20 protein-coding genes and 1 other RNA gene are annotated in these 18,211 nt (G+C 59.8%); 9 read left to right on the forward strand and 12 right to left on the reverse strand.

Annotated features, from left to right (window positions below):
• Window positions 1–30 precede the first annotated feature (30 nt).
• From MRBLMR1_RS13475 to rimP, 3 genes are all read right to left on the reverse strand, one after another.
• Window positions 31–720, reverse strand: a complete 690-nt coding sequence (locus MRBLMR1_RS13475) for an RNA-binding protein (RefSeq protein WP_148146216.1) — start codon at window positions 718–720, stop codon at window positions 31–33.
• A complete protein-coding gene (gene nusA / locus MRBLMR1_RS13480) occupies window positions 717–2,330 on the reverse strand; it encodes a transcription termination factor NusA (RefSeq protein WP_148146215.1) in 1,614 nt (537 codons plus the stop codon). The genes MRBLMR1_RS13475 and nusA overlap by 4 nt, the downstream gene beginning before the upstream one ends.
• A gap of 68 nt (window positions 2,331–2,398) precedes the next feature.
• Window positions 2,399–2,992 carry a ribosome maturation factor RimP gene (gene rimP, locus MRBLMR1_RS13485; protein WP_148146214.1) on the reverse strand — a complete coding sequence of 198 codons (594 nt, stop codon included), beginning with the start codon at window positions 2,990–2,992 and terminating at the stop codon, window positions 2,399–2,401.
• 234 nt (window positions 2,993–3,226) lie between these two features.
• On the opposite strand from rimP, the gene MRBLMR1_RS13490 reads away from it, so the two are divergent.
• Together MRBLMR1_RS13490 and MRBLMR1_RS13495 are read left to right on the forward strand one after the other, a co-directional pair.
• Window positions 3,227–4,855 carry an MFS transporter gene (locus tag MRBLMR1_RS13490; RefSeq protein ID WP_148146213.1) on the forward strand — a complete coding sequence of 543 codons (1,629 nt, stop codon included), beginning with the start codon at window positions 3,227–3,229 and terminating at the stop codon, window positions 4,853–4,855.
• Window positions 4,856–4,864: 9 nt separating this feature from the next.
• Complete coding sequence (locus MRBLMR1_RS13495) at window positions 4,865–5,317, forward strand: GNAT family N-acetyltransferase (protein ID WP_148146212.1); 453 nt, start codon at window positions 4,865–4,867, stop codon at window positions 5,315–5,317.
• On the opposite strand, the gene MRBLMR1_RS13500 is transcribed toward MRBLMR1_RS13495, so the two are convergent.
• Together MRBLMR1_RS13500 and recR are read right to left on the reverse strand one after the other, a co-directional pair.
• A complete protein-coding gene (locus tag MRBLMR1_RS13500) occupies window positions 5,309–6,577 on the reverse strand; it encodes a lytic murein transglycosylase (protein WP_183685051.1) in 1,269 nt (422 codons plus the stop codon). The genes MRBLMR1_RS13495 and MRBLMR1_RS13500 overlap by 9 nt on opposite strands.
• A 186-nt stretch (window positions 6,578–6,763) precedes the next feature.
• Window positions 6,764–7,369 carry a recombination mediator RecR gene (gene recR / locus MRBLMR1_RS13505; RefSeq protein ID WP_148146210.1) on the reverse strand — a complete coding sequence of 202 codons (606 nt, stop codon included), beginning with the start codon at window positions 7,367–7,369 and terminating at the stop codon, window positions 6,764–6,766.
• 57 nt (window positions 7,370–7,426) lie between these two features.
• Between recR and MRBLMR1_RS13510 the strand changes: the two genes are divergently transcribed.
• Together MRBLMR1_RS13510 and MRBLMR1_RS13515 are read left to right on the forward strand one after the other, a co-directional pair.
• Window positions 7,427–8,044 carry an MOSC domain-containing protein gene (locus tag MRBLMR1_RS13510; RefSeq protein ID WP_148146209.1) on the forward strand — a complete coding sequence of 206 codons (618 nt, stop codon included), beginning with the start codon at window positions 7,427–7,429 and terminating at the stop codon, window positions 8,042–8,044.
• A gap of 87 nt (window positions 8,045–8,131) precedes the next feature.
• Entirely contained in the window at window positions 8,132–8,743 is a 612-nt protein-coding gene (locus MRBLMR1_RS13515) for a hypothetical protein (RefSeq protein ID WP_183684908.1), read from the forward strand.
• A gap of 3 nt (window positions 8,744–8,746) precedes the next feature.
• Here the strand turns inward: MRBLMR1_RS13515 and MRBLMR1_RS13520 are convergent, their stop codons facing one another.
• From MRBLMR1_RS13520 to ffs, 4 genes are all read right to left on the reverse strand, one after another.
• Entirely contained in the window at window positions 8,747–9,358 is a 612-nt protein-coding gene (locus tag MRBLMR1_RS13520) for a LysE family translocator (RefSeq protein ID WP_148146208.1), read from the reverse strand.
• Window positions 9,359–9,383: 25 nt separating this feature from the next.
• A complete protein-coding gene (locus tag MRBLMR1_RS13525) occupies window positions 9,384–9,707 on the reverse strand; it encodes a YbaB/EbfC family nucleoid-associated protein (protein ID WP_148146207.1) in 324 nt (107 codons plus the stop codon).
• A gap of 19 nt (window positions 9,708–9,726) precedes the next feature.
• Window positions 9,727–11,616, reverse strand: a complete 1,890-nt coding sequence (locus tag MRBLMR1_RS13530; RefSeq protein ID WP_148146206.1) for a DNA polymerase III subunit gamma/tau — start codon at window positions 11,614–11,616, stop codon at window positions 9,727–9,729.
• Window positions 11,617–11,705: 89 nt separating this feature from the next.
• Window positions 11,706–11,802: signal recognition particle sRNA small type (gene ffs / locus MRBLMR1_RS13535), an RNA gene on the reverse strand.
• Between the two features lie 99 nt (window positions 11,803–11,901).
• On the opposite strand from ffs, the gene MRBLMR1_RS13540 reads away from it, so the two are divergent.
• From MRBLMR1_RS13540 to MRBLMR1_RS13555, 4 genes are all read left to right on the forward strand, one after another.
• Window positions 11,902–12,312 (forward strand): HIT family protein, encoded by a 411-nt coding sequence (locus MRBLMR1_RS13540; RefSeq protein WP_148146205.1) that lies wholly within the window; start codon window positions 11,902–11,904, stop codon window positions 12,310–12,312.
• Window positions 12,309–13,286, forward strand: coding sequence for an NAD(+) diphosphatase (gene nudC, locus MRBLMR1_RS13545; protein ID WP_500065056.1), 978 nt, complete (start codon window positions 12,309–12,311; stop codon window positions 13,284–13,286). The genes MRBLMR1_RS13540 and nudC overlap by 4 nt, the downstream gene beginning before the upstream one ends.
• Before the next feature lie 49 nt (window positions 13,287–13,335).
• Window positions 13,336–14,031, forward strand: a complete 696-nt coding sequence (locus MRBLMR1_RS13550) for a helix-turn-helix transcriptional regulator (protein WP_148146203.1) — start codon at window positions 13,336–13,338, stop codon at window positions 14,029–14,031.
• 68 nt (window positions 14,032–14,099) lie between these two features.
• A complete protein-coding gene (locus tag MRBLMR1_RS13555; protein ID WP_148146202.1) occupies window positions 14,100–14,474 on the forward strand; it encodes a VOC family protein in 375 nt (124 codons plus the stop codon).
• Window positions 14,475–14,564: 90 nt separating this feature from the next.
• On the opposite strand, the gene MRBLMR1_RS13560 is transcribed toward MRBLMR1_RS13555, so the two are convergent.
• Window positions 14,565–15,428: a prephenate dehydratase gene (locus MRBLMR1_RS13560; protein ID WP_148146201.1), complete on the reverse strand. Its 864-nt coding sequence runs from the start codon at window positions 15,426–15,428 to the stop codon at window positions 14,565–14,567.
• Between the two features lie 13 nt (window positions 15,429–15,441).
• Window positions 15,442–16,200 (reverse strand): 3-deoxy-manno-octulosonate cytidylyltransferase, encoded by a 759-nt coding sequence (locus MRBLMR1_RS13565; protein WP_148146200.1) that lies wholly within the window; start codon window positions 16,198–16,200, stop codon window positions 15,442–15,444.
• A 169-nt stretch (window positions 16,201–16,369) separates the two neighbouring features.
• Between MRBLMR1_RS13565 and MRBLMR1_RS13570 the strand changes: the two genes are divergently transcribed.
• Entirely contained in the window at window positions 16,370–16,951 is a 582-nt protein-coding gene (locus MRBLMR1_RS13570) for a c-type cytochrome (RefSeq protein WP_148146199.1), read from the forward strand.
• 66 nt (window positions 16,952–17,017) lie between these two features.
• On the opposite strand, the gene MRBLMR1_RS13575 is transcribed toward MRBLMR1_RS13570, so the two are convergent.
• Complete coding sequence (locus MRBLMR1_RS13575) at window positions 17,018–17,962, reverse strand: AEC family transporter (protein WP_148146198.1); 945 nt, start codon at window positions 17,960–17,962, stop codon at window positions 17,018–17,020.
• Between the last annotated feature and the right edge of the window lie 249 nt (window positions 17,963–18,211).

The following is an 18,211-nucleotide window of genomic DNA, read 5'->3' on the forward strand; positions in this document are numbered from 1 at the left end:
ATCTGCGTCCGGCTAGAGCCGGTGACAGCGTCATGGTTTAGGCATGTCAAAGACATCCTTTGTCTGGGGCAGACCGCCTTTACGGTACTGCTCAAGTAGGTTTGCGCGCTTCACTACACCCTCACCTGCCTGCCCTGCAAGCGCGCAAGCATGGATAAAAGCATTCTCGCCCATCACTTCGTCCAATTCCGCCCCGGTGAGGAGCAAAAAGGCCGGAATGTCATGTTCGGCATCGGTGCCGAGCTTAAAGGCCTTTCGGGCCTGGTCTATCTTTCGAACGCCGTCTGCCGCGGCATCGGAAGCATGGAAAACGCCGGCGGCGGCTCCCGAGCGGACTGCGGCATCGACCTTCATCGCGCCGGAAACGAACTGACCTGCCTTACGCGCCATGTTCATCATTCCGGCAAGGTCGGCGACCAGAAGCCGATCGACCAGTGCGCCGAGATCGTCCGCCGCTTTCGTCTCGCTCTTGAAAGCGCGAGAAAACAGCTTCCGCTTCACCGCCCGGTCGACAAGCTCTCGTTCCGCCTTGATCCAGCAGCCCCGTCCGGGAAGCTGCCGTTTCAAATCCGGAACCACGCTCCCGTCGGGAGCGCGGACGAACCTGATAAGGTCCTTCGGGTCTGTCGCCTCGCGGGTGACGATGCAGGTACGGTCGTTCACGACGAAATCGTCCGGCCAAATATCTGCATCATCCGTACCATTGTCGTCCGCGATCATTCCTGATCGGCGGCGACGGCCTCCTCCTCGGCCTCATCATCAGCCTGTTCGTTGGCGAGATCTTCTTCGGTGATCCAGCCTGCGAGCAGACGGGCCTGAACGATCATGTTTTCAGCCTCGACGCGGGAAACGTCGAACTTCGAGAACGTGCCTTCGAACTTCTTGGTCTCGCCATCCTTGCGTTCCGACCAGCCGACGAGATCGTCAGCAGCGCAGCCGGCAAAGTCCTCGACCGTCTTGATGCCTTCTTCGCCGAGCGCGACCAGCATCTGAGCGGTGAGGCCTTCGATCTGCTTCAGCTCGTCCTGGACGCCGAGAGCAACGCGCTTGGCATCGTTTTCAGCTTCGATACGCTCCAGATACTCGCGGGCGCGGGTCTGGATCTCGTTGGCGGTGTCTTCGTCGAAGCCGTCGATCGACGAGATTTCGTCGAGGTTGGTGTAGGCCAGTTCCTCGACCTGGGCAAAGCCTTCCGAAGCAAGCACCTGGCCGACCATTTCGTCGACATCGAGAGCTTCCATGAACAGGTTGGTGCGCTCGTTGAATTCCTTCTGACGGCGTTCCGACTCTTCGGCTTCCGTCATGATGTCGATATCCCAGCCGGTCAGCTGCGAAGCGAGGCGAACGTTCTGGCCGCGGCGGCCGATGGCCAGCGACAGCTGCTCATCCGGAACCACGACTTCGATACGCTCTGCATCCTCGTCGAGAACGACCTTGGCGACTTCAGCCGGCTGCAGGGCGTTGACGATGAAGGAAGCCGGATCCTGGCTCCACGGAATGATGTCGATCTTTTCGCCCTGCAGTTCGCCGACAACGGCCTGAACGCGGGAACCGCGCATACCGACGCAGGCGCCGACCGGGTCGATCGACGAGTCGTTCGAGATGACGGCGATCTTGGCGCGCGAACCCGGGTCACGGGCAACCGACTTGATCTGGATGATGCCGTCGTAGATTTCCGGAACTTCCATGGTGAACAGCTTCACCATGAACTGAGGATGAGTACGCGACAGGAAGATCTGCGGGCCGCGCTGTTCGCGACGGACGTCGTAGACATAGGCGCGGACGCGATCGCCGTAACGCATGTTTTCGCGCGGGATCATCTCGTCACGACGGATGATGCCTTCGCCACGGCCGAGATCCACGATGACATTGCCGTACTCGACGCGCTTGACGGTGCCGTTGACGATTTCACCGACGCGATCCTTGAATTCGTCGAACTGACGGTCACGCTCGGCTTCGCGCACCTTCTGGACGATGACCTGCTTGGCGGACTGCGCGGCGATACGGCCGAAATCCATCGGCGGCAGCGGGTCGGCAATGAAGTCGCCGATCTTGGCATCAACATTGCGGTCGCGGGCCAAAACCAAAGGGATCTGCGTTCCGTAGTCTTCGGCGACTTCAACGACCTCAAGAAGGCGTTGCAGGCGGATTTCGCCGGTCTTGGAATTGATGTCGGCGCGGATATTGGTTTCCGAACCGTAACGCGAGCGGGCGGCCTTTTGGATGGCGTCAGCCATCGCAGCCAGCACGATCTCGCGGTCGATGACCTTTTCGCGGGCCACAGCGTCTGCGATCTGCAGAAGTTCAAGCCGGTTTGCGCTCACTGCCATTGTCGTTGGTCTCCGTAGGTCCAATTCTGGCGGCCCTCCCTCCTCGGAAAGGCCAGTGTGTTGGTCGATTATTCTTCGTCTTCAGCTTCGTCGTTCTGGTTCGCGGCCTGCTGCTTGGCGAGCTTGTCGGCGCGCAGCGCATCGCGGATCAGATCGTCCGTCAGGATCAGCTTGCCTTCGGCCAGCGCCGAGAACGGGATCGTTACGCGTGGTTCCTCACCATAGGCGACTTGGTCGCGCTCGACGGTGAAACCTTCTTCGTTGACTTCGGCGATCTTGCCGCGGAACCGCTTGCGGTTGTCGATCATGATCGACGTCTCGCATTTCACCAGATGGCCGGTCCAGCGTGCAAAATCCGACTTGCGCACCATCGGCCGGTCGATGCCCGGCGAAGACACTTCGAGATGATACTCGCGATCGATCGGATCTTCTACATCAAGAACGGGTGAGATGGCGACCGATACGGCTTCGCAGCCTTCGACATCCATCGTGCCGTCATTGCGCTCGGCCATGACCTGCAGGGTCATGCCGTTCAGGTTCAGCATGCGCACCCGGACCAGACGGTAATCCATGGCGGTCAGTACCGGCTCGATGATTTCGGCGATCCTGAGGTCGAGACCAGTCTCGACGATGAGACGCGGCTCGTGGTCTGTCTGCTGCATAAGCTCTCCGGTTCAATCCCCGCTCACAGTGCGGGTTGAAGCGATCGCCTAACAAAAAAGAGCGGGTCCGGTGTGGGCCCACTCTTCATCGGACGATCAAGAATATGGGCTGCATATACGCGCTTGGACCGGCAATTGCAAGACTTCCGCATTTCCGCCATTCAAAGCTGGAATTAGCCTGTTCGACGTCTATAACCGGTTCAGAGAGTCGGGAAGAGGAGCAAGAGCCACATCGTGCCGGACAGGATAGCCACACTCGCGCCGTTCAAGAACCAGACCTTCCGCACAATATGGATAGCGAGCCTTGCATCGAATTTCGGTGGCTTGATTCAGGCCGTCGGCGCCGCCTGGATGATGACCTCGATCTCCAATTCCCAGGACATGGTGGCGCTCGTCCAGTCTTCTACCACCCTGCCGATCATGTTGTTCTCGCTGATTGCGGGGGCTCTCGCCGACAATTTCAACCGACGCAGTATCATGCTGACGGCGCAGCTCTTCATGCTGGCCGTCTCTATAGCGCTGACTATCTTTGCCTATCTGGACCTGCTGACGCCCTGGCTGCTTCTCTGTTTCACCTTCCTGCTCGGGTGCGGCGTGGCGCTCAACAATCCCGCATGGCAGGCGTCCGTCGGCGATATCGTCTCGCGTGAAATGCTGCCCCAGGCCGTGACGCTCAACAGCGTCGGCTTCAACATTACCCGCAGTGTCGGACCGGCGATCGGCGGCGCTGTCGTCGCAGCGGCAGGTGCTGCTGCCGCCTTCGCCCTGAATGCCGCAAGTTACGTTGCGCTCATGTATGCGCTGTTGCGCTGGAAGCCGGAGCGTCGCGACGATGCGCTGCCACGCGAAACACTTCTAAGGGCGCTTTCGGCAGGTCTCGGCTATGTTTCCATGTCGCCGAACATCCTCAATGTTCTTTTGCGCGGCATGCTATTCGGCTTCTCTGCCAGCGCCATTCTGGCGCTTTTGCCGATCGTCGCGCGCGATCTCGTCTCGGGCGGGCCGTTGACATACGGCATTATGCTCGGCTGTTTCGGTGTCGGCGCGATCGGCGGCGCCATGTCGAATGCGCGGCTGCGCGAAAAGCTGACGAGCGAGAGGATTGTCCAGTTCGCTTTCCTCGGTTTTGCGGCAAGTTCCTCCGTCATAGCGCTCAGCACCAATACCGCGCTGACGGCGCTCGTGCTGATCGTGCCGGGGGCGTGCTGGGTTCTGGCCCTGTCGCTTTTCAACACGACCGTGCAGCTGTCGGCACCGCGCTGGGTTGTCGGCCGCGCACTATCCTTCTACCAGACGACGACATTCGGCGGCATGGCGGTCGGCAGCTGGATCTGGGGCGTTGGTGCTGAAAATCTCGGCGTTTCAGTCTCCTTGAGCCTCGCCAGCCTGGCGATGCTTGTAGGTGGACTAGCAGGTTTGAGGAATCCGCTGCCGCAGTTTACCGATATCGACCTGAGCCCGCTGAACAAGTTCAACGAACCGATGCTGCGGCTCGACCTGCAGCCACGAAGCGGCCCGATCGTGTTGCAGATCGACTATGAGATCGCCGAGCACGATATCCCCGAATTCCTCACCCTGATGGCGCGCCGCCGCCGGGTACGCATTCGTGATGGCGCACGCCAATGGGCCTTGATGCGCGATCTAGAACATCCAGAAATCTGGACGGAGACCTATCACACCGCCACCTGGGCAGATTATGTCCGCCATAACCGCCGCCGCCTGCAGATAGATGAGGAGATCTGGGATGCGATCCGAAAGCTTCACAAGGGCGTGGATGGACCACGGGTCCACCGTATGATCGAACGGCAGACCATCCCGCCCAAGGACGATATCTTTCACAAGCATCATGTCGATCTGCATTGAGGTCGAGGGATGTTCCGCAATGCAAGCTCCACCGATCTGCCCGCAATCATCACACTTCTGGCAGATGATCCGATCGGCGCAACCAGAGAGGTTGCGTCCAAGGAGATGGATCAAGCCTACTTGGAGGCTTTCGCCGCAATCGAAGCCGATCCCAACCAATTGCTGGCCGTTGCCGTCGATGACGATGGAGAGGTGATCGGCTGCCTGCAGCTCTCCTTCATTCCCGGCTTGTCACGCAAGGGCATGTGGCGAGGCCAGATCGAAAGCGTGAGGATTGCTGCAAGCCATCGTGGCGGCGGATTGGGCGCCGCCATGATCGAGTGGGCGGTCGAGCAGGCGAAAGAAAAGGGCTGCGGCCTTGTGCAACTGACGTCGGACAAACGGCGGCCAGATGCGATCCGTTTTTATGAAAGACAAGGTTTCGTCGCGAGCCACGAGGGGCTGAAACTCGACTTATCTTAACTTGGCCTTGAGCGAGGCATCCGGATAGCATGTTGGAGAAATGCCGGCCTTTGCCTGCCAGTCGCCGAGCGAGCGGCGGGTCTTGAAGCCCGGCAATCCGTCGACATTGCCGACATCATAACCCTTGGCGACCAGCGCCTTCTGCATCGCAAGTACATCGGAGCGCAGCATCTTGCCGACATCGCCCCACTTGGCCTGGAACGGGCCACCACCGTAAGCGATGCGATCAGCCAGATTGCCGATGAACAGCGCATAGAGGTCGGAATTGTTATATTCCTTCAGCACATAGAAATTCGGCGTGACGATGAATTCCGGCCCGTTTCTCCCTGCGGGAAGCAGCATCATCCCCGGCGCTTTCATTTCCGAAGCCGGAAAAGCCTTGCCGGAAATCCGCGTGATCCCGGTCGAATTCCAGGCGGAGATCGGCTTGGCAAGGTCCGGCCCTTCCTGCGCGCAGGAGACATTGGCGGGAATCGACACTTCGAAGCCCCAGTCGCGACCGCGCTGCCAGCCTTCATGCCTCAGATAGTTGGCTATGGAGGCGAGCGTGTCCGGCACCGAGTTCCAGATATCCGGATGGCCGTCCTTGTCGAAGTCGACGGCATATTTCAGATAGCTCGTGGGCATGAACTGCGGCTGGCCGAGCGCTCCGGCCCATGATCCCTTCATCGTCGCAGCACTGACATCGCCGCGCTCGATCATGGTCAGCGCCGCGATCAGCTCTTCGCGGAACATCGGCTTGCGGGTCGACATGAAGGCCTTGGTTGCCAGTACCTCGACCGCCGAATAGGGGAGTTTCGCCCTTCCAAAACCGGATTCACGGCCCCAGACAGCGATGATGATCTCGCCGGGAACGCCATAGGCTGCTTCGATCTTCTTCAGGCCCGCCGCATAGGTGCCGGCCAGCCCGCGCCCTGCCAAGCCCAGCGTCTGCAGCCGGTTCTCGTTGAAGTATGCGCCGGGAGAAGAAAATTCCGCCTGGCTCTGGTCCTGCTGCTTCGGCGGTTTGGAGCCTGGCGGAACGAGATCGGGCAGGCTCCAATTGAGCTTGATCCCGTCAAATGCCGCGCGCAGCGTCTTGTCCGAAATCCCCGCCTTGCGCGCCTCCGGTCCAAGATCGGTCGCGATCCACTGCTGGAACTGGCGCTCAACATCCGGCCGGTTCTGGGCGGAAGCGGGGAGAGGCGAGACGATGGCGGTGAGGGCCAGAAGCAGTGCTGCGGCGCGACGGCGGATACCCCCCTCTGCCCTGCCGGGCATCTCCCCCACACGGAGGGAGATCAGATGGGCGCGCTGGCCTGCCTCGTTCAACGGCAGTGCTGCCGCACAGCGTTTCGCAATTTGGGAATGGTGGTCGTGATGCTTGTGATCTCCCCCCTTGTGGGGGAGATGCCCGGCAGGGCAGAGGGGGGCTTGCTTCACCATCGTCGTCCTCCTCGAAAAATGTCAGATCGCCGTCCGTGCTCGCAGCGCTGCCGTCAGCGTGCCCTCGTCGAGATAATCGAGTTCGCCGCCGACCGGCACGCCATGGGCAAGCCGCGTTATCTTGACGTTGAAATCGGAAAGCTGGTCGGTGATGTAATGGGCCGTCGTCTGCCCTTCGACAGTCGCATTGACCGCGATGATGATCTCCTTCACCGTCCCTTCACTGACGCGATCGACAAGTGCGCGGATGTTCAGGTCATCGGGACCGACGCCATCGAGCGGCGATAGCGTACCGCCGAGAACATGATAGGCGGCATTCATCGCGCCGGCGCGTTCCAGCGCCCAGAGGTCGGAAACGTCTTCGCAGATGATCAGCATCGAGTGATCACGGCGGATATCGGTGCAGACGGTGCAGGGATCGGACGTATCGACATTGCCGCAGCGCGAGCAGATCTTCACCTTGTCATAGGCCTCGCCCATCGCATGAGACAAAGGACCGAGCAGCTGATCCTTCTTCTTGATCAGGTGCAGCGCTGCCCGGCGTGCAGACCGCGGACCAAGGCCGGGGACTTTTGCCAGAAGCTGGATGAGTTTTTCGATTTCGGGGCCGGTGACTCGCTTTGCCATGTGCTTCCTTTAGCCCATATGTCGGTTGAACGGAAAGACCGAAGGACCAGGACCCGCATGAAACTTGTCGCGATCTGCATCGGCCACGCGCAGCGTTTGCCGGGAAAGAGTTACAAGACGGGCATCTACAAGGCACCGGTCAACGGTCAGGTGCTGATCGACAAAGTCGGTCTGGTTGGAGATGCCGTCTGCAACAGGAAACATCACGGCGGGCCGGATCAGGCGATCTTGCTCGAAGGATCGCTGACACTTGACTGGTGGGCGGCAGAACTCGGGCGCGACCTGCCGCCCGGAACATTCGGCGAGAACCTTGTCATCAAGGGCCTCGACAATCGGGACGTGGCGGTGGGAGACAGGTTTCATGTGGGCGATGTCGTGCTTGAAGCCACCTCTCCGCGTTCGCCCTGCAATACGCTTACTGCTCGAATCGGCGATCCGGTATTTGGCAGGACCGTTCTCAAATCAGGTCGCCCCGGCATTTATTGCAGAGTTATCAACCCGGGGATGATCCAGGCAGGACACGATGTGAGTTACGAATTCTATCGCGGCGAGCGTGTACCTGTTGCCGAGCTTCTGGCGTCGATGGGGCGAAAGCTGTCTGAGGCCGAGACGCTCCGTTTTCTCTCCGCGCCGATCGCGAGCCGCTGGATAGAACGGTTTCAGCCGACCGTATAATATATCACGAAACCGTGATCTATGGTGATATGGTTGCTTAGGTTTAAGGCCCTATACCGCTTGATTGATGGCTATGCGGAGCTTTGTATGAGTTTTTTGAGACGCATCCCCTTCGGGTTCATGTCCGGCGCGCTGGTCGCGTATCTTGCGACCTCAGGTCTGGCTGCGGCCGAGGAAACCGATGTCGAGCACTCGATCTTCGCGTTCGGTGGAGCGATGGTCGATGGTGATATGGCCGAAGCGGCCAATCCTTTCGGTGTGGATTACGAGAACCGCCCGATCTTCGGCATCGGCTATCAATTTTTTCCCTACAGCATCGGTTCGGTAAAGCTGGGCCTTGAGGCAGGCCTTGCCGGGCGGTTCAACGGCAATACCAATGCGGAGATCTGGGGCGGTGTTGTCGGTCGTTACGATGCGATCGAGATTGCCAATACACTCCGCATCATTCCCTCATTCACCTTCGGCATCAGCCATGTGACCGGTACGATGAGCGGGCGTGAAAGACGCAATGAAATCGAGCGCGACGGCGATGCCTCGACGCTTTTCTATCTTGGGCCGGAACTGAGTTTCAGCAGCGTCACGAAACCGGAGCTAGAGCTTTTCTGGCGCCTGCATCACCGCTCCGGCGCTTGGGGCACGCTTGGCGACATGCATGGCGGCTCCAACGCCAATGTCGTCGGCGTCAGGTATAATTTCTGAGTTTTATCGGGTCGCGATGGCGGCAGCCGCACCGGCCATGGTGCCGGCCGAGATGCGGTTGGCAAGCTTCAGCGCGCGCGGGCTTTTCAGAAATTGCCGCGCCTTGTTCGCCAGCGTGATCCAGACGATATCGACGGTCGCAAGCACGATCAGCATCGCGGCGACCAGTTCCAGCCAGCCGATCAGCGTGACGCCGTTGAGATCGATGATCGACGGCAAAAGCGCGACATAGAACATCATGATCTTCGGGTTGCCGAGTGTCACGGTCAGTCCGGCGAAGAACATCCTTGCCGCAGAACGGCTTTCAGGCAGTTCGCCGTTAGCAGCATCTGTTCTGGCAAACCACATCTTCCAGGCGAGATAGAGAAGATAGGCGACGCCGATCCACTTGATTGCGACGAAGACGGGCTGAAAACTTTCGGCGATGGCGGAAAGGCCGGCAACCGCAAAGGATAGCCATACGGTCTCCCCCACCCACATCGCCATCAGGAAGGGCAAAACGTCACGCCAGCCCTTTGTCAGCACGCGCGAGACGAGCGCGGCGATGCTGGGGCCGGGAGAGCCCGCCGCGACGAACAGCGCGGCGGCAAATACGAGCACGGAAGCCAATGTCATCGGAACCGCCCTTCTCGAGACAGGATTAGAACGGCAGCTTCATGCCGGGCGGGATCGGCAGGCCGGCGGTCAGTTCCTTGGTCCTTTCGGCGGTAATCTGCTCAGCGCGATCCTTGGCCGACTTGTGTGCGGCAACGATCAGGTCTTCGAGTATCTCGATATCGTCTTCCTTGAACAGCGAAGGATCGATCTTCAGGCCGAGCATTTCGCCCTTGCCGTTCATCTTGACGGTCACGAGACCACCGCCAGCCGTGCCTTCGACTTCGAGAGCAGCGATATCCGCCTGCATCTTCTCCATCTTGGCCTGCATTTCCTTGACCTTGCCCATCATGCCCATGATGTCGCGCATCGGTAATTCCTCTTCTTCTTTATAGCTCGATGTCGTCGCCGGGCAGGATATCGCCCTCAGCGGATTCCACGATGGCCGGTGCCGGCGCATCCTCGACCTCGTTGTCTTCCTCAAGCACACGGATCCTGACGTCGGTGATCTTGGCGCCCGGAAATTGCGACAGGATCGCTGCGACATCCGGATCGGCCCGCGCATCGGTCATTCGTGCTTCGCGAGCGCTGGCATCAGCCTCCACCAGCGTCGGCTCGCCTTCGTCCTTGCTGAGCGTAACGATCCAGTGGATGCCGGTCCATTCCTTTAGCTTGACGCCGAGTTCACCGGGCAGCGTGCCGGGACCGCCATCCGTCATGCGGATATCGAGACGGCCGGGTTCGATCTTCACCAGCCGGACGAAATTGCGCACCAGCGCCTTCAGCCTCGGGTCGCGGTTCTCGGTGCAGAGGTCAACGACATCGTGCAGCGAACGGACGGCAACCTTCGGCTCCGGTCTCTCGGACGGGCGTTCTTCGATGCGGCCGACGGGCATTTCCCGAGGCGTCGTGTTTGGCACCGCCTGCAGCATGGCTGTCGGTCCGCCGGATGGAGCGCGCTGGCCTCCGCCATCGAAACCACGGGCGTTGACGGTCGTCTGCTGCGCCATCTGTGTGCCGCGCCCGCCGTCATTTCCGCCGCCGGCATTGGGCATAGGCTGGCCATCGCTATTGGCAAAATCCGCCAGCCGCCGCGCCGCATCCTCGGGGGAGGGGAGCGATGCCGCATGCGTCAGCCGGATCAGTACCATTTCGGCAGCACCTGCCGGGCGCGAAGAACCTTCCGCCTCCGGAATGCCCTTGAGCAGCATCTGCCAGATACGCGACAGCGCGCTGACCGCCACATTTTCGGAAAACTCCCGGCCGCGCACGCGCTCCACTTCGCTCAGCGAAGGATCGTCGGCAGCTTCGGGAATATATTTGAACCGGGTGACCAGATGGGTGAAATCGGCCAGATCCGTCAGGACGACGACCGGATTGGCGCCGGCCTCGTATTGAGCGTTGAATTCGGAAAGTGCAGCCGTGATATCGCCCTTCACAATATGCTCGAACAGGTCGACGATGCGGGCGCGGTCGGCAAGGCCCAGCATGCCGCGCACGGTATCCGCATGCACGCTGCCGCCGCCATGGGCGATCGACTGGTCGAGCAGCGAAAGGCCGTCGCGGGCGGAGCCTTCGGCGGCACGCGCGATCATCGCCAATGCTTCCTGCTCGGCAGGCACGCCTTCCTTCTCCAGAATGGTGGTAAACAGGCCGACCAGATCGGCAGCGCTGATACGGCGCAGATCAAAACGCTGGCAGCGGGAAAGGACAGTGATCGGAACCTTGCGGATTTCCGTCGTCGCGAAAATGAACTTCACATGTTCCGGCGGCTCTTCGAGTGTCTTCAACAGCCCGTTGAAGGCCTGCGTCGAGAGCATGTGCACTTCGTCGATGATATAGACCTTGTAGCGCGCCGAAACCGGGCGGTAGCGCACCTGCTCGATGATCTCTCTGATATCGTCGATACCGGTATGGGACGCGGCATCCATCTCGATCACGTCGACATGCCGGCCTTCCATGATCGCCTGGCAATGTTCGCCGGGTTCACGCAGGTCGATTGTCGGACGATCGATTTCGGCCGTCTTGTAGTTGAGCCCCCGAGCAAGAATACGTGCGGTGGTCGTCTTGCCGACACCGCGTACGCCCGTCAGCATATAGGCTTGCGCAATGCGGCCGGTCTCAAACGCATTGGTCAGCGTGCGGACCATCGGTTCCTGACCGACCATCAGGTCGGAGAAATCCTTCGGCCGGTACTTGCGGGCGAGTACCCGATATCCGGTGCTGCCCGAAGGGGCAGGGGATGAGGGATTGATTGATGTCGGCCCGCTATCGCTCATAAGGTCCTGACTATAGGCCCTCGGGCCTGTACGGCCATTCCGGCAGTCAGGCGATCTTGACCGGACCGGGCGTTGACCAAGATGAGAAGGTGGGAGGCTGGCACGGCGACCCGTGCCTGGCTCGTTAGGGCTGCTTCCTTCCGGACCTGACCCGGTTGGCGAGTGGCTCGTCCACCACCAACCTCCCGCCGCACATATCGGCAATAATGCTTCCAAATGCAAGCCAACCCTGTAAAAAACTATCAGTATCGAAAATCACAACACCGAAAATGCCGGGAGGATCGCTTGAGCGCCTTTGAACTGGATCCACGGCTTGCCAGGGATACCGAGCTTGTGGAGAGCTTCGGCCTCTGTCAGCTCAGGATGATGAAGGACAGCCGCTGGCCTTGGTTCATGCTGGTGCCGCAGCGCAATGATGTGAGCGAGCTGTTCGAGCTGACGCCGCTCGACCAGGCGCTTCTGACCTTCGAGACCAATATGGTGGCGGTCGCGCTGAAAAAGGCGACAGGGGCCGAAAAGATCAATGTGGCTGCGATCGGCAATATCGTTCGTCAGCTGCATGTGCATATCGTCGCACGGTTCGACCGTGACCCGAACTGGCCGGGACCGATCTGGGGTTATGGCCAGGCGGAGCCTTATGAAGATACAGCCAAGCAATTATTGATCAAAAGCCTGACGGAAAATCTCGTATCATGACAAGAAAACTTTTCGAGACGGATGCGCCTCATCCGGAGCCCGGCAACCTGACGGCCTTTTCCGGCAATAGGCTCGACCGTCGGGGCGAATATCGCGCCGACGACTGCGTTAGCGAGGCGCTGGCGATCGAGGGGACCCATATTCTCGCCTTCGCCGGTGCAAAGCTCATCCTCAAACATGACGAACAGGTTCTGGACCCGCTTTTCGCGGCTTACGAACTGGCGGAACTGAAGCCTGATTTCGACAATGCCATCCTGCTCGGCTACCGCGAAAACGGTGAGCCGCGCGTGGCGATTCCCGTCAATGTCCCGGCGGAAGAACTTGCCGGCCAGTACAAGCCCACGGATGCCCGCGCGCTCTACCGCGAAGCGCTGATCGACGCGGAGCTGCAGGGGGAGGTCGCCCAGGCGATCTCGCTTTTGTCCTGGAACGCGGCCAACCGCTTCTGCGGCAAATGCGGCTCGCCGACTGAAATGAAAATCGGCGGCTACAAGCGGGTCTGCACGGCGTGCGAACATATGATGTTTCCGCGCACCGATCCGGTCGTCATCATGCTGACGGTCGATGTCGAGAACGATCGCTGCCTGCTCGGCCGCAGCCATCATTTTCAGGAGGGCATGTATTCCTGCCTCGCCGGTTTCGTCGAACCGGGCGAAACGATCGAGCATGCGGTTCGCCGCGAGACGGTCGAGGAATCGGGCATCGAGGTCGGTCGCGTGCGGTATCACGCTTCCCAGCCCTGGCCCATGCCGCACTCGCTGATGATCGGCTGTTATTCCGAGGCGCTCTCCACCGAGATCACCATTGATCCGCAAGAAATGTCGGATGTCCGTTGGTTCACCCGTGATGAGGTCAGGCATATGCTCGACGCCGGCCCGGATATGAAACCCTTCGGCCCCGCCAGCGGCGCGATCGCCTATCGGCTGATGAAGGATTGGATCGACTGGCCGGATGAGCAATCGGGCGTCGCTTGAGTAACAGTTCTGCGGCCCGCGCGAGTAGGCTGGAAACCGGAGGCGCCTGATGACAGTGGCCCGCTCGGAGCGCCTTCTTGTCCTTCTACAGGTCATGCGGCGGTATCGGCAGCCGGTCAGCGGTGCAACGCTTGCCGCCGAAACCGGCGTCAGCCTCCGCACGCTCTACCGCGACATCGCCAGCCTTCAGGCGCAAGGGGCCTTGATCGAGGGAGAAGCTGGGCTCGGCTATATCCTGAAACCCGGTTTCATGCTGCCGCCGATGATGTTTTCGCAAGAGGAGATCGAGGCTCTCGTGCTCGGCTCCCGCTGGGTTGCGAAAATGGCCGATCCGATACTTGCAGCCGGTGCCGTGGATGCGCTGCAGAAGATCGCCGCAGTCCTGCCGGCCGAACTCAGGGAAGAGATCGATAATTCCACTCTGCTCGTGGCAGCGCCGCGAAACAGGGAGGACAGGAGCGATCTGGCGATGATCCGCAAGGCAATCCGCGCCGAACACATGCTCGACCTCGCCTATGAAGATGAAAAGGGTGCACTGACCGAGCGCCGCGTCTGGCCTTTTGCGCTCGGTTTTTTCGACAGTGTCCGGGTGATGGTAGGCTGGTGCGAGCTGCGACAGGGATTTCGCCATTTCCGCACGGACCGCATCGTCTCCGCGGTCTCGACAGGAAAGTGTTACCCGCGCCGCCGCCCGGCACTGCTGAAAGAGTGGCGACGCGCAGAAGGCATTCCCACGACCGACTAAATTGCTGCTGACAGAATTTGACAGCATGGTGGGCTAGATCCGAGTCGGTCTCAACAAGGAGCACTGACATGATCCATCCTGATTTCACTATTCTTTTCGTCGACAACCCGCTCGCAAGCGCTGCATTTTATCGCGATCTGCTCGGTGTTGAACCGGTGGAAAGCTCACCGACATTCGCACTGTTCGTACTGTCCAATGGCATGAAGCTCGGTCTGTGGTCGCGCCACACGGCGCAGCCGTCGGTGACGGCGGAAAGCGGCTCCATGGAAATCTGCTACCGGCTCGAAAAAACTGCTGATGTTGATCGCACCTATGGCGAATGGGCAAAGAAGGGCCTGCGTGTGCTGCAGACACCGGCGGAACTGGACTTCGGCTATACCTTCGTCGCGACCGATCCCGATGGCCATCGCCTGCGCGTCTATGCCAGGATCGAAGCGGTCTGAAACACAAAAGGCGGCGTTGAACACGCCGCCTTTTGCAAATCCCTTACTAGTCTTCCGATGCCTCGTTCTGGCTTAGCGCGTTGAAGCGCCTTATGCTTTCTGCAGCGCGCCGCGCATCGGGTGTCCCTTGTAGCTGCCGAGAATGCGGACCTTTTCGGAGAAGAATCGCAGCTCTTCCAGCGCCCGGCGCACCGGCGCGTCATCCGGATGGCCTTCGATATCGGCATAGAACTGGGTGGCGACGAACTTGCCACCCAGCTGGTAGCTTTCGAGCTTCGTCATGTTGATGCCGTTGGTCGCAAAACCGCCCATCGCCTTGTAGAGGGCTGCCGGGATGTTGCGCACATTGAAGACGAAGGTCGTGACGATCACGTCTTCCGGATTGTTCCGTTGTACCCACTTCTCGTCGCGCGACAGAACGACGAAGCGGGTTACGTTGTTTTCCGTATCCTCGACGTTTTCGGCCAGGATCTCGAGCTTGTAGAGATCCGCGGCAAGCCGCGGCGCAAGTGCCGCCATCGAGTGATCGCCCTTTTCAGCCACCATCTTGGCAGCCCCCGCCGTATCGCCGGCAACAACGGCTTTCCAGCCGTTCGAGCGGATGATTTTGCGGCATTGGCCCAGCGCATGGATATGGCTGTGAACCGTGCGGATCTCGTCATGCTTCACACCCGGCAGAACCATCAGCTGGAAGCGAATCGGCATGAAATATTCACCGATAATATGCAGCCGCGATTCCGGCAGCAGCGTGTGGATGTCCGCCACGCGCCCGGCAATCGTGTTTTCGATCGGGATCATCGCAAGATCGGCTTCGCCGCTTTCGAGCGCCTGGAAGGCATCTTCAAAGGTCGCGCAGGGCAGCGGCTCCATGTCGGGAAACATGTCGCGGCAAGCCATGTCGGAATTGGCGCCGTAGTCGCCCTGGAAGGCAATGCGATTGGTCAGCGTGGTCATCGGGTGCCTCTTTTCAGGATTGGCGCGACGTCAGGATTGCACGGGCTTTCTCAAGGTCGGCAGGGGTGTCGACGCCGAGCGGGATCGAGTGCACGATTTCGGCATCGATCCGCATGCCGGCCTCGAGTGCCCGAAGCTGCTCCAGCCGCTCGCGCATTTCCAAGGGGGACGGGCCGAGCGCGACGAATTTTTCCAGAGCCGCGCGGCGATAGGTGTAAAGGCCGATGTGATGGTAAAGCGGGCCATCACCATAGGGAGCGGTCGCGCGGGTGAAATAGAGGGCCTTCAGGCGGGTTTCGGAAATCGGCGAGCCGACGATCTTCACCACATTCGGATTGGTTTTCTCGTGTTCGTCGGTGATTTCGACGGTCAGAGTCGCGATATCGGTCGAGGGATTGTCGAGAAGCGGTCGAAGTGAAGCACGTACCACGTCCGCCTCGATCGTCGGCAGGTCGCCCTGGACGTTGATGACGAATTCCGCCTTGCCATCCGGGTCGGCCTTCTGCAGCGCCTCGTAGATGCGATCCGAGCCGGACTGGTGATCCTGGCGGGTCATGACGACATCGAAACCGGCTGCCTTGACGACATCGAACACGGCCTGATCGTCGACCGCCACGACAATGCGCCCGGCTTTTGCTTCCTCGGCGCGCTTTGCCACCTGAACGATCATCGGCAGGCCGGCGATGTCGGCGAGCGGCTTGTTCGGCAGTCGGGTCGAGGCCATTCGGGCCGGGATCAGGACCAGTGTTTTTTCTGCTGCCGGTTGTGTCATCGAAGGCCTTCTATTCTCGCGTCAAGAGTGTCAAATAGTCTCATGCGGCGCGTTTTGTTTCCAATTGCAACGATTTGGCAAAAGACATAGCTTCCGCGCGATTGCAAGATGGCCGTTTGTACCGCAAGTTGGTCCAGAGGGTAGTCAACGAGATGGGAAGGAGCTCTGGATGAACCCCTACGTGAATATGTCGGTTGGTGCGTTGCTTGCCACTGTTTTCGTGATGATGTCGGTTTCGATCGCTTCGGAGGGGATTTTTCACTCTCCCGTTCCTGAAAAGGAAGGTTTCGCGATTGCCGCAGCGGAGGAAGCATCGGGCGGCGAAGCAGCCGGCGCAGAAGCCGCACCCGCTGCCGTGCCTGTTGGCCAGCTCATGGCGAGCGCAGATGCCACCGCCGGCGCCGCCGTTTTCAAGAAGTGTCAGAGCTGTCACTCCATCGAGAAGGGAGGGCCGAACAAGGTTGGCCCTGACCTCTGGGGTCTTGTGAACCGTCCGGTCGCCACGCACGAGGGTTTTTCTTATTCTGCTGGGATGAAGGATTTTTCCAAGGGTGGCCAGGAAACCTGGACCTTCGATCATCTCAACCACTTCCTTGCCGGCCCGAAGGCTTATGTAAAGGGCACGGCCATGGGCTTTGCCGGTATCAAGAACGACAAGGAGCGCGCCAATCTGCTCGCCTATATACGCGAGCAGTCCGACAGCCCGGCGCCGCTGCCGGATCCGAACGCACCGGAACCAGCTACGAACTGATTTTACTTCTTGAGTTCCTAAGAGATAACGCCCGGCTCAGCCGGGCGTTTTGCATTCTGCCTCCGGTCAGGAAAGCAGCCAGGCCCACATGCTGACGGAGATGACACCGAAAGCGGTTGTGATGCTGATGACGGAAGCGGCAAGGCTCTGGCTGGAGCGGAAACGCTGTGCAATCAGCCAGGCATTGATGCCTGTCGGAACGGAAGAGGTCAGAACCAGCGCAGCGGTCCAGTCCGGCCGTAGGTTCAGTAGCTGGCAGGCCGCAAATACGGACGCCGGCATCAGGAATAGCTTGAGCACGGCCGCGGTAGATGAGAGCCCCAGATCGCCCTTGATCGGATAACGCGTCAGCGCCATCCCGATCGAAATCAGTGCGGCCGGGCTGGCAGAGCCGGCAATCTGGTCGACGACAAGGGCAACTGGTGCGTTCATCGACAGGCCGGAAAGATTGAAGGCAAGTCCGAGTGTCAAGGCGATGACGAGCGGATTACGCGCAAGGTTTGTCCCTACCTGCTTGAGAACAGCGACAATACCGCGGGCAGCCGTGCCATCCACCTTGGCTGAGGCGCTTTCCATAAGCACCGTACCGACAATCATCATGATCGGCAGATGGATTGCGAGAAGGATGGAGATGGCAACAAGCCCATCCTGACCGACGATATGATCGACCAGCGGAAGGCCGATGAAGACATTATTGGCGAAGCTTGCCGACATGCCTGCAATCACGGCAACTTTGGCATCACGCCCGAAGGCGCGTTTTGCCATAAAAGCCCCGATGGTCCAGGTGATCGCGACACCTATAAAATAGGCGGTCCACAGTCTGAAGGGCGAAACGCCTTCGAAATGCGCCGTTGCTAGCGTGCGGAAGATCAGCATGGGAACGGCGATCTTGAAGACAAATTCGCCCAGCGCATCGCCGGTCTCCGCTTTGAGAAGGCCGGATTTGGCGATCAGCCAGCCGAGCAGAATGAGAATGAAGACCGGGAGGACATTGGCGAGGACGAGCGACACGGTAGGACCTTGGAATATTCCGATCCTATGCGTCTAGCGCATAAGCTTCCGAGCAACAAATGCATATATGCAACCGTGCTCTGGTCCAGATCTGTAATGGAATGAAAAATCCGGCAGTCAGCCGCCAGTACATCCGTGGCAGCCAACCTTACCGGACGGGATCAACATATGCGAAAACCGTGACGGCCAGATGACAGATGATAAACTCACGACCAACCCGAAGCATAGTAGGCATGAATGGAGACATTT

It is taken from the genome of Neorhizobium sp. LMR1-1-1.1 (genome assembly GCF_040675795.1).
Taxonomy (GTDB): Bacteria; Pseudomonadota; Alphaproteobacteria; order Rhizobiales; family Rhizobiaceae; genus Neorhizobium; species Neorhizobium cellulosilyticum.

Coding starts and splice junctions, on each gene's coding strand:
- MRBLMR1_RS13475 (WP_148146216.1), bottom strand. CDS start 720: ATGATCGCGGACGACAATGGTACGGATGATGCAGATATTTGGCCGGAC.
- nusA (WP_148146215.1), bottom strand. CDS start 2,330: ATGGCAGTGAGCGCAAACCGGCTTGAACTTCTGCAGATCGCAGACGCT.
- rimP (WP_148146214.1), bottom strand. CDS start 2,992: ATGCAGCAGACAGACCACGAGCCGCGTCTCATCGTCGAGACTGGTCTC.
- MRBLMR1_RS13495 (WP_148146212.1), top strand. CDS start 4,865: ATGTTCCGCAATGCAAGCTCCACCGATCTGCCCGCAATCATCACACTT.
- MRBLMR1_RS13500 (WP_183685051.1), bottom strand. CDS start 6,577: ATGCCCGGCAGGGCAGAGGGGGGTATCCGCCGTCGCGCCGCAGCACTG.
- recR (WP_148146210.1), bottom strand. CDS start 7,369: ATGGCAAAGCGAGTCACCGGCCCCGAAATCGAAAAACTCATCCAGCTT.
- MRBLMR1_RS13510 (WP_148146209.1), top strand. CDS start 7,427: ATGAAACTTGTCGCGATCTGCATCGGCCACGCGCAGCGTTTGCCGGGA.
- MRBLMR1_RS13515 (WP_183684908.1), top strand. CDS start 8,132: ATGAGTTTTTTGAGACGCATCCCCTTCGGGTTCATGTCCGGCGCGCTG.
- MRBLMR1_RS13520 (WP_148146208.1), bottom strand. CDS start 9,358: ATGACATTGGCTTCCGTGCTCGTATTTGCCGCCGCGCTGTTCGTCGCG.
- MRBLMR1_RS13525 (WP_148146207.1), bottom strand. CDS start 9,707: ATGCGCGACATCATGGGCATGATGGGCAAGGTCAAGGAAATGCAGGCC.
- MRBLMR1_RS13530 (WP_148146206.1), bottom strand. CDS start 11,616: ATGAGCGATAGCGGGCCGACATCAATCAATCCCTCATCCCCTGCCCCT.
- nudC (WP_500065056.1), top strand. CDS start 12,309: ATGACAAGAAAACTTTTCGAGACGGATGCGCCTCATCCGGAGCCCGGC.
- MRBLMR1_RS13550 (WP_148146203.1), top strand. CDS start 13,336: ATGACAGTGGCCCGCTCGGAGCGCCTTCTTGTCCTTCTACAGGTCATG.
- MRBLMR1_RS13555 (WP_148146202.1), top strand. CDS start 14,100: ATGATCCATCCTGATTTCACTATTCTTTTCGTCGACAACCCGCTCGCA.
- MRBLMR1_RS13560 (WP_148146201.1), bottom strand. CDS start 15,428: ATGACCACGCTGACCAATCGCATTGCCTTCCAGGGCGACTACGGCGCC.
- MRBLMR1_RS13565 (WP_148146200.1), bottom strand. CDS start 16,200: ATGACACAACCGGCAGCAGAAAAAACACTGGTCCTGATCCCGGCCCGA.
- MRBLMR1_RS13570 (WP_148146199.1), top strand. CDS start 16,370: ATGAACCCCTACGTGAATATGTCGGTTGGTGCGTTGCTTGCCACTGTT.